The sequence below is a fragment of the uncultured Roseovarius sp. genome (assembly GCF_913057115.1).
GTDB lineage: Bacteria > Pseudomonadota > Alphaproteobacteria > Rhodobacterales > Rhodobacteraceae > Roseovarius.
In genome coordinates this window covers 23,890-37,381 of sequence record NZ_CAJXNN010000034.1, presented here as the reverse complement: position 1 = coordinate 37,381, position 13,492 = coordinate 23,890, and the positions used below count along the sequence as shown (strand labels likewise).

The window sequence follows — 13,492 nt, the reverse complement described above, 5'->3', positions numbered from 1 at the left end:
GAACTCAACCCCCATCACGCTTTCGCCCGAGACTGGCCCCTCTGGCGTCATGACCGTCACCGTCAACCGCTGATGCCAGCCACCTGTTGACGCACAACTCGCAAGGAACGAAACCAAAATGACCCCAAGTGCGAAACGGGACCACGCGCCTTTCAGTCCGGCGAACAGTTGCCACCTTAGAAAACCCATCAGCAAATGGGTAACCCCACGCACAAAAAGTAACCTTTGAAATTTCACCTCGGCCAAGCGTTTCATTAATTGTCTTCCCAGGCGCACAACGCGCAAAAATCCGCACTTGAAATGCACCTCATAGTTGCAAGGCGCTACTTATAGCGCAACCCGGAAACAACCGAACCCATGGGGCAATCAGCGGATGATGAATGACCACTTTTCATCAAGATTTTCGTACGAGTCGTACGACGTTTCAAAGCGAGGGTCCGATTTTCGTACAAAACTCGCGTACAAAACGTACGAGTCGTACAAAACTCCGCTCAGGCTTGCTCGAAAGTAATCTCGCGTCGCAAGAACTGCGTCGCGCGCGCCGACACCCGCTTGGGGTCGCCCGTCGTCAGGAACTGCTTCGCCGTCCCCTCGCCCAGCATCTCGGGCCTACGCGTCAGGTAATCGGCAAGGCTCTCGGCCACTAGATTGGGCTGCGAATAGACCTGCACGTCAGGCCCAAGCGCATCCTGAAAAATGTTTTGCATCAAGGGGTAATGGGTACATCCCAAGATCGCCGCTTGCGGGTTGGGCATCTTGCGCTTCAGGGCATCCACATGGCTGCGCACCAAGGCTTCGGCCAAGATCATGTCCCCCTCCTCGATGGCATCCACCACCCCGCCACAGCTTTGCGCCTCCACATCCACGCCAATCGCGCGAAAGGCCAGTTCCCGTTGAAAGGCCCGGCTGCTCACCGTGGCCGGTGTGGCAAATAGGGCAACATGCTTGACCTGCACCTCGCGCGGCGGGGAATTGTCACCCCACTCACGTTCGGTAAGTGCTTCAATTAGCGGCACAAAAACGCCCAGCACACGCTTGTCGCGCGGCACCCAGGATTCCTGCATCCGACGCAACGCAGCGGCACTCGCGGTATTACAGGCGAGGATCACCAGATCACAACCCGCTGCCCAAAGCCGTTCCACCCCACGGGTTGTCAATTCGTAAACATCATCCGCATCCCGCACCCCGTAAGGCGCATGCGCATTATCGCCAAGGTAAACAAACGGCACATCCGGCAGGCGTTTCTCCACCGCGTCCAGAACGGTTAACCCCCCAAGACCACTATCAAAAATGCCAACTGCCATGATTGCCCCGCCCCGCCCGGCGGGACGCCCTTATTGGAATTCGAACCCGACCGACGCAGGATCAATCGGCCTTGGAGAAAGCTCATACGTCTTACGCCGCAGGAATGCCATGAGCGATTTCGTATCACCTTTGTAGGCGTCCATTTCCGCGCGGCCAATCGGGTCGCCCACCACGACACCCACCGAGGTATCCACCCGCTTGCCGAACTCCTTGATCAAAAGGCCCATCCGAAGCGTGTAATGCAAATGGCTGGCCACCTGAAACAACCGGCTTGTGTGCCCATCAAAGAACACCGGCACCACCGTGGCATTCGACTTGGAAATCATCCGCGCCGTAAACCCGCGCCAACCGGGGTCAAGCGGTTGCGCAAAGGGTTTGGCCGCCGTGCTGACAGTACCACCGGGGAATATTCCGATCGCACCGCCCTGCCCCAAATAGTCAAGCGAGGTCTTGCGCGTCTGCAAGTTCAACTGAACCGCCTCTTTGGTTTCATCGAAACTAATGGGCAGGATGATCTTGTTCAGGTCCTCGGCCTTACGAAACACCTGATGCGCCAGAATCCGGAAATCCCCGCGCGTCTGGCTCAGGATATGACCCATCATCAACCCATCCAGAATTCCATAAGGGTGATTGGCAATCAGGATCAGCGGGCCGTCGCGCGGTATGTTCGACAGGCTCCCGCCTACCACATCCAGCGACAGGCCATACCGCTCAACCATCACCTCCCAGAAATCCCGCCCCTCGGCCACGTCACGCTCATAGCCTTTGGCACGCTTGATCAGGCGAATACGCCCGGTCAGGTTTTCCATCGTGCGGATCATCGCCCGCCCACCCTTTGTCTGGGCCGAGTATGAATAGCTTATGTCGCGCGCGACTTGGCGTTCCTGACGCATGGTCAACTTCCCGTTCGATTCGCCTGTGTCATAGGGGTATGCGACGGTTGTGACCAGTTCACGTTACGGTTTCATGACATTACTGCGCCGCCTGTGCCACAGGCGCCCCACCTGCCCGGATGACCGACAAAAGCTCCTCACGCCGTTTCGCCGCTTTAGCCTCATTGGCCTGCTTGACCGGGCCAAAACCTCGGATTTGCAGGGGCAATTCCGCCAAGGCGATGATCGCATCGCGGCTGTTTGTATCCAGCTTCGGCAAAACCTCCGCCATGTCCCGCTCGTATTGCTTGATCAGGGCGCGCTCCATCTTGCGCTCGGCGGTATAGCCAAAGGGGTCCAACGGCGTGCCACGCAGGCGCTTCAACTTCGCCAGCACTCGCATGGGCCGTTCCATCCACGCACCGTATTCACGCTTCACAGGCCGCCCATCAGCGCCCGTCTTGGCCATCAACGGCGGCGCAAGGTGGAATGTCATCTTGAAATCTCCGGCGAAAGTCCCCTTGGCCTTGTCCCGGCTGGATAGAAGCAACCGCGCGACTTCGTATTCATCCTTATATGCCAACAGCTTATGATAGCCCTTGGCCACCGCCGCGCGAAGTTCGCCATCCTCGATGCCATCAACAAGTTTACGATAGCGTTTCGCCAATCCCTTGCCTTGATAGGCCACCAGATGATCGGCCCGGAAAGCAATCTTATCCTCTAGGCTCTTAGGTTTTTCGACCACATTCGGCACCAGCAGCCTCTCGGCCTCATCCGGCGCAAAAGCCGCCCAACGTCCAATCTCAAAAGCGCGCAGGTTGCGTTGCACGGCGGCCCCGTTCAACTCTATGGCCTGTTTGATCGCCTCATAGCTGACCGGGATCAACCCGCGCTGCCACGCCGCGCCAAAGATCATCATGTTCGAGAAGATCGAGTCACCCATGGTTACCCGAGCCAATTCCGAGGCATCGACCAATTGCAGACCTTCTTTCAACCGCGCCTCAAGCGCAAGGCTCAGGCGGTCGGCAGGCAGATGAAACTCCGGGTCGCGGGTGAAATCGCCGGTCACGATCTCATGACTGTTCACCACGGCCCCGGTCCGGCCCTCTTTCATCAGACCAATCGTCTTGGCCCCGGCGCTGACCACCAGATCACCCCCGATCAGCGCGTCACACTCACCGGTGGCCACGCGGATCGCACTGATATCATCAGGTGAACTGGCAAGGCGGCAATGGATATGCACCGCACCGCCTTTCTGGGCCAAACCGGCCATTTCCATCATGCCTGCGCCCATGCCGTCAATCTGCGCGGCTTGGGCCAGCACGGCACCGATGGTCACAACACCCGTGCCACCGACCCCGGTGATCACCACGTTATGGGTGCCGTCAATCGCGGGCAACTTGGGTTCCGGCATCTCGGGCAGCTCAAGGCTTGCGGTTTCCTCCTTGCGCAGTTCCGCCCCCTCAAGCGTCACGAAACTGGGGCAAAACCCCTTCAGACAACTGAAATCCTTGTTGCAGGCCGATTGATCAATCTCACGCTTGCGGCCCAATTCGGTTTCCACCGGACTGATCGCCACGCAATTCGATTGCACCCCACAGTCGCCGCAGCCCTCGCAAACATCGGTATTGATGAACACCCGCTTGTCAGGGTCCGGGAAGGTGCCACGCTTGCGGCGACGGCGCTTTTCGGCGGCGCAGGTCTGGATATAGACGATGGCCGACACCCCCTCGACCTCGGCCAGACGCTCTTGTACCGCCATCAACTCGGCGCGCTCATGTATTTCAACGCCCTTGGGAAAGGCGTTCAGGTCGACATCTTCCTTCTCGTCATAGACGACCACCACCTCTTGCACGCCCATGGCACGCAGTTCCGCCACGATCTGCGGCGCGCTCAGGCCCCCATCATTGGGCTGCCCGCCCGTCATCGCCACGGCATCGTTGTAAAGGATTTTGTAGGTGATGGCCGTGCCCGCCGCTAACGCGGCACGAATGGCCTGCACGCCCGAGTGGTTATAGGTGCCGTCGCCCAAGTTCTGGAACACATGTTTCCGCTTGGAGAACGGCGCCTCCCCGATCCAGTTGGCCCCCTCGCCCCCCATATGGGTAAAGCCGGTGGTCTCGCGGTCCATCCACTGCACCATGTAATGGCAACCGATCCCGGCATAGGCGCGCGACCCTTCGGGCAGCTTGGTGGAGCTATTGTGCGGACACCCGGCACAGAAATAGGGCAAGCGCGCCGCGATCTCCTCGGCATTGTCCCCGGCCCGCGCCTCGGCCAAGCTGGAAAGCCCCGCCTTCACCGCATCGGTGCCGCGCCCCTCTTCAATCAGGATTTCACCCAGCTTCTCGGCAATCCAAATCGGATCAAGCGCGCCCCGCGTCGGGAACAATTCCGGCCCATGCATGGAGCCCGCACCACCCCCCTTGTGCCAGCCGTACACCCGCCGGCCCCGGCGATCGTCAAAAATCGCCTCTTTGATCTGCACCTCGATCAGCTTGCGCTTTTCTTCTACCACGACGATTAGGTCCAACCCCTCGGCCCAATCGTGAAAGCCTTTCATATCCAGCGGGAACACCTGCCCGACCTTGTAGGTGGTAATGTCGAGCCGCTCAGCCTCCTGCTCATCAATTCCCAACAGCGTCAGCGCGTGTTCCAGATCAAGCCAGTTCTTGCCAGCCGCAACAAACCCGATCTTGGCCCCCGGCTTGCCCCAAACACGCTTGTCCATTTTGTTGGCATGGGAAAACGCCTCGGCCGCGAAACGCTTGTAATCAATCATTCGCGCTTCTTGCGCGTGCGGCGTGTCGCCAAGGCGGATGTTCAACCCGCCCTCGGGCATATCGAACTCGGGCGTGACAATCTGCATCCGGTCGACGCGGCCATCCACCACAGCGGTGGCCTCCACCGTGTCTTTCATGGTCTTCAAGCCCACCCAAAGCCCCGAAAAACGGCTGAGGGCATAGCCATATATGCCGTAATCAATGATCTCCTGCACACCCGCCGGGCTGACCACAGGCATATAGGCATCCACCATGGCCCATTCGCTTTGGTGCAACACGGTCGAGGATTCGCCGGTGTGGTCATCACCCATGGCCATCAAAACCCCGCCATGCGCCGAGGTGCCTGCCATATTGGCATGCCGCATCACATCGCCCGAGCGGTCCACCCCCGGACCCTTGCCATACCAAAGGCCGAAAACCCCGTCATACTTGCCTTCGCCCCGCAATTCGGCCTGTTGAGAGCCCCACAGCGCGGTCGCTGCCAAATCCTCGTTCAACCCTTCCTTGAAGGTCACATTGGCCTCGGCCAATTGCTTGGCGGCGCGGTTCATCTGCATATCGACCGCCCCCAAGGGAGAGCCGCGATACCCCGTCACATAACCCGCCGTGCTCAACCCCGCAGCATGATCCCGCGCCGCCTGCGTCAGCATCAGCCGCACAAGCGCCTGCGTGCCATTCAAAAGAACAGGCGATTTTTCGAGATCGAAGCGGTCACTCAACGTCACGGTCTGCTTGGTCATTCCGGGCCTCCCTTGGGCGTGTGTCACCTTGTCTAAATATAGGGCAATATTAGGTCATAAATTGTGACCTACCAACCACATTTTTTACAAAGCGCACTTGCAAGCCTGTGAATTGGAACCACTTTTCTGCTATTGCACTGACAACCCGAATTATGAGTCGAAAGTTACCTTTATGGATTGGGACAAGCTCAGAATCTTTCACGCCGTTGCCGACGCCGGAAGTTTAACACATGCCGGTGATCAGCTTCACCTTTCGCAATCGGCTGTCTCACGGCAGGTGCGCGGGCTTGAAGAATCACTCAATGCCACCCTGTTTCACCGCCATGCGCGGGGGCTGATTCTCACCGAACAGGGCGAACTTCTGTTTGATGCGACGCGCGCCATGATGAAACGCCTTGATGCGGCCACCGCACGCATTCGCGACAGCGAAGAGGAGGTATTCGGTGAGCTCCGGGTCACCACGACCATCGGCTTCGGCACGCTGTGGCTCGCGCCGCGTCTGCCGCAGCTTTACGAACAATACCCCGACCTCAAAATCGACCTGATGCTAGAGGAAAAGGTGCTCGACCTGCCGATGCGCGAGGCCGATGTCGCCATCCGCATGAAAGAACCCAGCCAAGCTGACCTGATCCGCAAAAGGCTGATGAGCGTGCACATGTGCCTCTTCGCCTCTCGTGACTACCTTGAGCAGCATGGCACACCCAACAGTCCGGAAGAACTCCACGAACACCGGCTCATCTGCCAGAACCCTCGCTCGGCCCAGGTCGGCGCAGGCGCGACCCTTGTCAACGAATTGATGACCTACGACGTGCCGTCGCTTTTGACGGTAAACAACTATTTCGGCGTCTTGCAAGGCGTGCTGCACAACCTTGGAATCGGTGTTCTTCCCGATTACCTGGCGCGCGATTTCCCCGATCTGATCCGCGTCATTCCAGATGTTCAATCAAGTGAAGTGCCGGTTTTCCTCGCCTACCCCGAGGAATTGCGCCAATCCAAACGCATTGCCGCCTTCCGCGACTTTGTTCAGCAAGAGATTTTTGCCTACCGGAAAAAGATGAAAGAACAGGCAGTTAGCTAAGCCATTCATCACATGCAGGTTTGGCTATGCATTGGGCGCATAACGGCCATGCTGCAACTGCGGCATCTTGGCCCTTGATCGACTCTCTCAAACTGCCTAATTCCCAGCCATGACGATGACATCAGGTCATCATCATACCTCCCTGTTGGACTATGGCCGAGCTTAGTGCTCGGCCTTTTTTTTGCGCAGATACCAGTCGGCGTTTTCAGGCCGCCCAATTCATATGCAGAGGGCTCAAATCACTGGCAAGTCCAGCCCGGCCCATGGCGAGAGCGGCTTTGGAACATTACTGGTAATCACGATGTCTTCTTCATGCACCATGATCTTTCCGGGCCTCAGCTCCACCCCCGGCTCCAGCGTGATCACCATGCCCGGCTCAAGCACGGTTTGATCCTTCGCTGAAACCGAAAGCCCCTCGGTCAGTTGCATTCCCAACCCATGGCCCAAACGCCCGGCCTCCTCGCCGCCGCCCACCACATCGGCCATGGCGCGCCAGACGTCACAGGCGCGCGCACCGGGGCGCGCCGCCTCCAATCCCGCCTGCGTCGCCTCGATCAACCGGGCATGCGCCGCCCGTTGCGCCTCACTGGCCTCGCCAATGGCAAAATTCCGGTCATAGTCACAGAAATATCCATCCCAAACCGCCCCAGTATCCAGCATAAGAACATCGCCGCGCTCCAAGCGTGCGTCACTTGCCGGTGAGATCACATCCGCATAGCCCTCCGGCCCGGCCCCTCCGGCCAGATAGGGCACCCAATCGGCCCCCTCCTCCAACAGCAACCGCTGAAAATCGCGAAAGACACGCGACAGGACCACCCCGGGCGCTGCAATCTCATGCACCCGGTCAAAGGCCCGCCCGGCAATCGCGCAGGCCTGCGCGATCTTGGCAATCTCGGCCTCTGATTTCACCGCACGTAGTCCCGCCACGATCCCGCGATCGTCGGTAAAGGCCAAACCGCTTTGCGCCTTCACCGCCTCCAGATCATTCAAAGGCATCCGAAGGGCCTTACCCTGATGGCTGGGCAGGCCCACCGGGCCACCCACCTCGCCCAAAGCCTCGGCCAAAAGGCTTACCCCATCATCCTCGGGGTCGGGCGCGGGCCATGTGCGAATGTCGGAAATCCAAGTCTCACCCATCAAGGCCGCCCCGATTGACGGAATTACCGCAATCGGCTCACCACTTACCGGCACAACCAAATACCACGCGCGGCACGGGCTTTCCCAAAACCGCGTGAGATACCCGGTAAAATACCGCACATCCGGCTCGGTGGTCAGCAACAGAGCGCCAAGCCCCGCCTTGTCCATCCGCGCCTGCGCGCGGGCGACACGCGCGCGGAACTCTTCCGCCGCAAACCCGCGCGTCACGCATCCGCCTCTTCGCTCAGTATGCACAAGACACGCGCATCCTTGGGCAAATCCATCAACCGCAGCGCGGCCACACCCGCCGCGCCTGATTCACTGGTCGCCAAGCCCTTTGCCGCCAAATCCGGCAATACCGCGCTGGCCTCGGCGTCCGAGATCAAGGCAAAGCTGTCAGCATCCCGTGCCAATCCCTTCAACGCAATCAGCGACGGCGCTTTACAGTCCAAACGCCCCATATTCGACACTGGCCCAGAGGTTTCCACCGGCCCACCTTCGGCGATGCTATGATGCAAGGCCGGCGCGGCCTCGGGTTCCACCACCACGATCTGCGGCGCATCGCCCCAAACCTCGCGGAACCAAGCGGCACAAGCCCCGGCCAAGCCCCCGACGCCTGCCTGCAACAGGATATGCGTGGGCGGCTCGGGCATTTGCCGGGCCGCCTCGGCCGCCATGGCCAAATACCCTTCCATCAACCGATGCGGCAGGTCGAAATACCCCTCCCACGAACTGTCCGATAGAAGCGTCCAGCCATTTTCTTCCGCCGCCTCGAATGCCGCCTGCATGCTGGCCTCGTATTCAGCCCCGGCGCGCACCACCTCGGCCCCTTTGTCACGTAGCCGGGCGGCAAAGCCTTCCGGTACGGTGTCGGACAAGTACACCACCGCCTTGGCCCCGAAAATCCGCGCTCCTGCAGCGACCGACAGGCCGTGATTGCCCGCGCTGGCGGTGACATAGGTACGCCCGTCAAGCGCGCTGGAAAAATCCTCGCCCCCCGTGGTCACCGCCTCATGGGCGATCACATAGGCCGCGCCAAGCGCCTTGAAGCTACCAAGCCCCATGCGCCCGCGCTCGTCCTTGACCCAAAGGCGTGCACCAAAACCCTCGACCTCTAGCAAAGGGGTCTCGCGCGCTGCCGGGCATTGCGCCAACAATTTCTCGGGTGCCGCCGCGACGACACTGGGCCATGGCGCGCCCATCAAAACATCCGCGGGCATGCCAATGCCTCGAAACCGATTGGATAGCTGTTTCATGCTCCCCCCTTTTTCGTATCAGCGCATGTGATCCAAAGCCGTGCTTCGCGTCAATCCTACATCTGTCGCCGGGACCGGCGTTCTGCCAACCGCAAAAATTTTTTCGACGGGGTCTGGAACACCTCATCGCCCGCTGCGTTGACCCTTCAGACGCGCATTCGGTGCGTTAGAAATAACCCGCAGGAACATTTCCTGCAGAAACGGAGGATTTATGACCTTTCGCAAATTCGCAATGGCAACCGCAATCAGCAGTGCAACTGCAGTCGCCGCATTCGCCGACGACCAAGGCATGTCGGGTGACCATGGCGATATCGCGGCTGGCACGAGTGTTTTCAGCGAAATGGGTGTCGAGTATGACATGGACGGTCGCTCGGCCATGAACATTGACATGGTGGATATCGACGACGCCGGAGTCAGTTCTGACGTATCGGACAAGCCGGATACGTCGCGCGCCGCCGATACATCCCCCGAGAACATCTTGGCCGTCGCGAAAGAAGACGCCGAGATCTGGACATCGGACAACGCCGCTATCGGTACGGCATTCAAGACTGAAGAATACGCCGAAGGCAGCCACTTGGTTTACGTCGATGTGGCGGCTGACGCGAAACTCCCGGTTGATGTCGTGGCCTTCCCCGTCGATGCACTGCGCGTCGCCAATGAAGGCGTTCGCCTTGAGCACACCGCAGATTTGGCACCCCTGCGTGAAGCCATCCAAGATCGCATTGAAGGGTAACACCTAGCATCGCCTTCCCAAAAGCGGCCCGGGCCTTGCGCCCGGGTCGTTTTGCATCAACAGCAGAGGTTTCACCCCCTTCCCCCTGCCCCTTGCATGCCGTAAAGAGGCGCCAACCGGACACCTTGGGGGAATCCATCAAAATGCAGGACCCGGCAATCACGCCCGAACTGATCGAGGCCCATGGCCTCAAACCCGAAGAATACGACATGATCCTCGAGATCATCGGCCGCGAGCCCTCCTTCACCGAACTGGGCATTTTCTCGGCCATGTGGAACGAGCACTGTTCCTACAAATCCTCCAAGAAATGGCTGCGCACCCTGCCCACCGAAGGCCCGCAAGTCATCTGCGGCCCCGGCGAAAACGCCGGCGTGGTGGGTATCGGCGACGGTCAGGCCGTGATCTTCAAGATGGAAAGCCACAACCACCCCTCCTACATCGAACCCTACCAAGGGGCGGCAACGGGCGTGGGCGGCATCCTGCGTGATGTCTTTACAATGGGCGCACGCCCCATCGCCGCTATGAACTCGCTGTCTTTCGGTGAAGTGGATCACCCCAAAACGCGGCAACTCGTGCACGGTGTCGTAGAAGGCATCGGCGGTTACGGCAATTGTTTTGGCGTTCCCACCGTCGGCGGCGAAGTGCGCTTTGACCCGGCCTATAACGGCAACTGCCTTGTGAACGCCTTTGCCGCCGGTCTCGCGGATGCCGACAAGATTTTCTACTCCGCCGCCTCCGGCGTCGGTATGCCGGTGGTTTACCTCGGGGCCAAGACAGGCCGCGATGGCGTTGGTGGGGCCACCATGGCCTCGGCCGAATTCGATGAAAGCATCGAAGAAAAACGCCCCACCGTGCAGGTGGGCGACCCTTTCACCGAAAAGCGCCTGATGGAAGCCACGCTGGAACTGATGGCCACCGGCGCGGTGATCTCGATTCAGGATATGGGCGCGGCGGGCCTGACCTGCTCGGCGGTGGAAATGGGCGACAAGGGCGGCCTTGGCGTCAAGCTGCAACTTGACCAAGTCCCGCAGCGTGAAGAAAACATGACCGCCTACGAGATGATGCTCTCGGAAAGCCAAGAACGCATGCTCATGGTCCTGCGCCCCGAAAAAGAGGCCGAGGCGCGCGCGGTCTTTGAAAAATGGGATCTGGATTTCGCCATCGTTGGCGAAACCATCGCCGAAGACCGCTTCCTCATCATGCACGGCAACGCGGTCAAAGCAGACCTGCCGCTCGCCACCCTCTCGGGCAGCGCGCCGGAATACGACCGGCCCTGGAACGAACCGCAAGCCGCCGAGCCGCTGGACACCGACAGCGTGCCGGGCGTCGATCCGATCGACGGTCTCAAGGCACTCATTGGCTCACCCAACTACTGCTCGCGCCAATGGGTCTATGAACAATACGACACCATGGTCATGGCCGACACCACCCGCGGCCCCGGCCTTGGCGCGGGGGTGATCCGCGTGCATGGCACCGACAAACTGCTGGCCTTCACCTCGGATGTGACCCCGCGCTACGTCAAGGCCAACCCAGTCGAAGGCGGCAAGCAAGCGGTGGCCGAAGCCTACCGCAACCTCACCGCCTTGGGCGCACGCCCCCTTGCCACCACCGACAACATGAACTTCGGCAACCCCGAAAAGCCCGAGATCATGGGCCAGTTCGTCGGCGCCATCAAAGGTATCGGTCAGGCGGTTTCGGCCCTCGACATGCCGATCGTGTCGGGCAATGTCTCGCTTTACAATGAAACCGACGGTCAGGCGATCCTGCCCACCCCCACCATCGGGGCCGTGGGCCTCATTGACCACGCCGACAACGCCATTTCAGGCGAGGTGCGCGACGGCCATGTCGCCATCCTGATCGGGGAAACCACCGGCCACCTTGGCCAATCCGCCATTCTGGCCGAGGTCTACAACCGCATCGAAGGCGATGCCCCCGCCGTGGACCTCGACGCCGAGAAACGCAACGGCGACTTCATCCGCGCCAATCACGCGCTGATCAAGGCCTGCACTGACCTCTCCGATGGCGGGCTGGCCCTCGCGGCCTTCGAGATGGCCGAAGCCGCCGGCGTAGGTGTGCAGCTTGACGCCGACGACACCCCCACCCTCTTTGGCGAAGATCAGGCGCGCTATCTGGTGGCCTGCAACTTCGATCAGGCCGAGGCGCTGATGATCGAAGCCGGTCGCGCCGGTGTGCCCATCCGAAGCGTCGGCAAGTTCACTGGCGATACGGTCAAATTCGGCACCTCCGAAGCACCGCTCTCCGAACTCTCCGCAATCTACCGAAACAGCTTCGGGGAAACCTTCGCCTGACATACAATGCGCAGGCTTCGACCAGCACGCCATCCCTTGCAAGACCCCCGGCGCGGGTCTACATCTTTGTCAAGACCAACAGGAGAAAACCCCGCATGCCCATCCAAGCTCAGGAAATCGAAGACCTGATCCGCGCCGAGTTTCCCAATGCCCAGATCACGATCACCGATTTGGCAGGCGACGGAAACCACTACGCCGCCGAAGTGATCGACGCCTCGTTCAAGGGCATGAACCGGGTACAGCAACAACGGGCGGTCTATGCCGCATTGAAAGGCAAGATGGACGGCCCCTCGGGCGACCTGCACGCGCTGGCACTGACCACCAAGGCACCGGACTAGAAGGCGTCTCCGAAGCACAAGAAAGGAAACGCGCGTCATGCAAAATTCTCCTTTCGGGGCAGGAACACACGAGTTCTTCACGCTTCACCCATGGGTCATGCTTTTGCTCCTGCCCTTCGTGATCATGTTCGTCTGGGCCTCGGTCAAGGAATACCAACGTTGGCGCCGCTTTGGCCCGTCCAAGAACAAACGTGGGGCCTATGACATCGACGAAACAGCCCCCAGCTATGAACCACCCAAACCGAACGCCGGTGAAAACGACACTTAAGCGAACAGACAAAAGAGGCTCCCATGACCGATGCCAAGACACAGATCGATGAAACCGTGAAATCCAACGACGTGGTGCTCTACATGAAAGGCACCAAGGACATGCCGCAATGCGGCTTCTCCTCGCGCGTGGCCGGGGTGCTCAATTACATGGGGGTTGCCTTCAAGGACGTGAATGTTCTGGCCGACGAGGAAATCCGTCAGGGCATCAAGGACTATTCCGACTGGCCCACCATTCCGCAGCTATACATCAAGGGCGAATTCGTCGGCGGCTGCGACATCATCACCGAGATGACGCTCTCGGGCGAGTTGGACCAGATGTTCGACCAAAACGAGGTGGCCTACGACAAGGACGCCGCGGAGAAAATCCGCGAAGCCAACGCATAATCCAAACGGCGCGCCTGCGGCGCGACAGGTTCAAGCGCGCTTTTGCGCGCCGGTTGAGGGGCTTTGCCCCTCGGCCTGCGGCCTCACCCCAGGATATTTTTGAACAGAAGAAGGGGTCATTGGCCAGAAATTGGCATCGACCCCCAAGGCAAGGGCGCTGCGACGCAGTGGGGCCGCTTTTTGCACACCAATGCCCCGGCCGGTGCCGGTGGCTGTGGCGACCACATTAGGACCGGCCACCACCCTTTGAAGAACAAGGGACAGTCCAATCCCGAGCGCCATGGCCG

Annotated in this window: 12 protein-coding genes; 6 read left to right on the top strand and 6 right to left on the bottom strand. The window is 60.0% G+C overall.

Annotation, left to right across the window (positions count from 1 at the left end):
• From QZ498_RS13520 to QZ498_RS13505, 4 genes are all read right to left on the bottom strand, one after another.
• Positions 1-255: hypothetical protein (locus QZ498_RS13520; protein WP_294623104.1), on the bottom strand; the 255-nt coding region annotated here is incomplete at its 3' end.
• Positions 256-491: 236 nt separating this feature from the next.
• Positions 492-1,304 carry a glutamate racemase gene (locus tag QZ498_RS13515; protein WP_294623102.1) on the bottom strand — a complete coding sequence of 271 codons (813 nt, stop codon included), beginning with the start codon at positions 1,302-1,304 and terminating at the stop codon, positions 492-494.
• A 30-nt stretch (positions 1,305-1,334) separates the two neighbouring features.
• A complete protein-coding gene (locus tag QZ498_RS13510; RefSeq protein WP_294623100.1) occupies positions 1,335-2,198 on the bottom strand; it encodes a lysophospholipid acyltransferase family protein in 864 nt (287 codons plus the stop codon).
• Positions 2,199-2,277: 79 nt separating this feature from the next.
• Positions 2,278-5,700 (bottom strand): indolepyruvate ferredoxin oxidoreductase family protein, encoded by a 3,423-nt coding sequence (locus tag QZ498_RS13505; protein ID WP_294623098.1) that lies wholly within the window; start codon positions 5,698-5,700, stop codon positions 2,278-2,280.
• Positions 5,701-5,872: 172 nt separating this feature from the next.
• Here QZ498_RS13505 and QZ498_RS13500 point away from each other — a divergent pair, with 172 nt between their 5' ends.
• On the top strand, positions 5,873-6,778 hold the full coding sequence (locus tag QZ498_RS13500; protein WP_294623096.1) for a LysR family transcriptional regulator: 906 nt from the start codon (positions 5,873-5,875) through the stop codon (positions 6,776-6,778).
• Positions 6,779-7,012: 234 nt separating this feature from the next.
• Here QZ498_RS13500 and QZ498_RS13495 read toward each other — a convergent pair whose 3' ends face one another.
• Both QZ498_RS13495 and QZ498_RS13490 read right to left on the bottom strand, forming a co-directional pair.
• A complete protein-coding gene (locus QZ498_RS13495; protein ID WP_294623094.1) occupies positions 7,013-8,143 on the bottom strand; it encodes a Xaa-Pro peptidase family protein in 1,131 nt (376 codons plus the stop codon).
• Positions 8,140-9,171 carry a pyridoxal-phosphate dependent enzyme gene (locus QZ498_RS13490; RefSeq protein WP_294623092.1) on the bottom strand — a complete coding sequence of 344 codons (1,032 nt, stop codon included), beginning with the start codon at positions 9,169-9,171 and terminating at the stop codon, positions 8,140-8,142. The genes QZ498_RS13495 and QZ498_RS13490 overlap by 4 nt, the downstream gene beginning before the upstream one ends.
• A 211-nt stretch (positions 9,172-9,382) precedes the next feature.
• On the opposite strand from QZ498_RS13490, the gene QZ498_RS13485 reads away from it, so the two are divergent.
• The 5 genes from QZ498_RS13485 (at position 9,383) to grxD (ending at position 13,205) form a co-directional block, all read left to right on the top strand.
• On the top strand, positions 9,383-9,904 hold the full coding sequence (locus QZ498_RS13485; RefSeq protein WP_294623091.1) for a hypothetical protein: 522 nt from the start codon (positions 9,383-9,385) through the stop codon (positions 9,902-9,904).
• 143 nt (positions 9,905-10,047) lie between these two features.
• Complete coding sequence (gene purL / locus QZ498_RS13480) at positions 10,048-12,213, top strand: phosphoribosylformylglycinamidine synthase subunit PurL (protein ID WP_294623089.1); 2,166 nt, start codon at positions 10,048-10,050, stop codon at positions 12,211-12,213.
• Positions 12,214-12,308: 95 nt separating this feature from the next.
• Positions 12,309-12,551 carry a BolA family transcriptional regulator gene (locus tag QZ498_RS13475; protein ID WP_294623087.1) on the top strand — a complete coding sequence of 81 codons (243 nt, stop codon included), beginning with the start codon at positions 12,309-12,311 and terminating at the stop codon, positions 12,549-12,551.
• 37 nt (positions 12,552-12,588) lie between these two features.
• Positions 12,589-12,819 carry a hypothetical protein gene (locus tag QZ498_RS13470; protein ID WP_294623085.1) on the top strand — a complete coding sequence of 77 codons (231 nt, stop codon included), beginning with the start codon at positions 12,589-12,591 and terminating at the stop codon, positions 12,817-12,819.
• A 23-nt stretch (positions 12,820-12,842) separates the two neighbouring features.
• Positions 12,843-13,205, top strand: a complete 363-nt coding sequence (grxD, locus tag QZ498_RS13465) for a Grx4 family monothiol glutaredoxin (RefSeq protein ID WP_294623083.1) — start codon at positions 12,843-12,845, stop codon at positions 13,203-13,205.
• Positions 13,206-13,492: the final 287 nt, after the last annotated feature.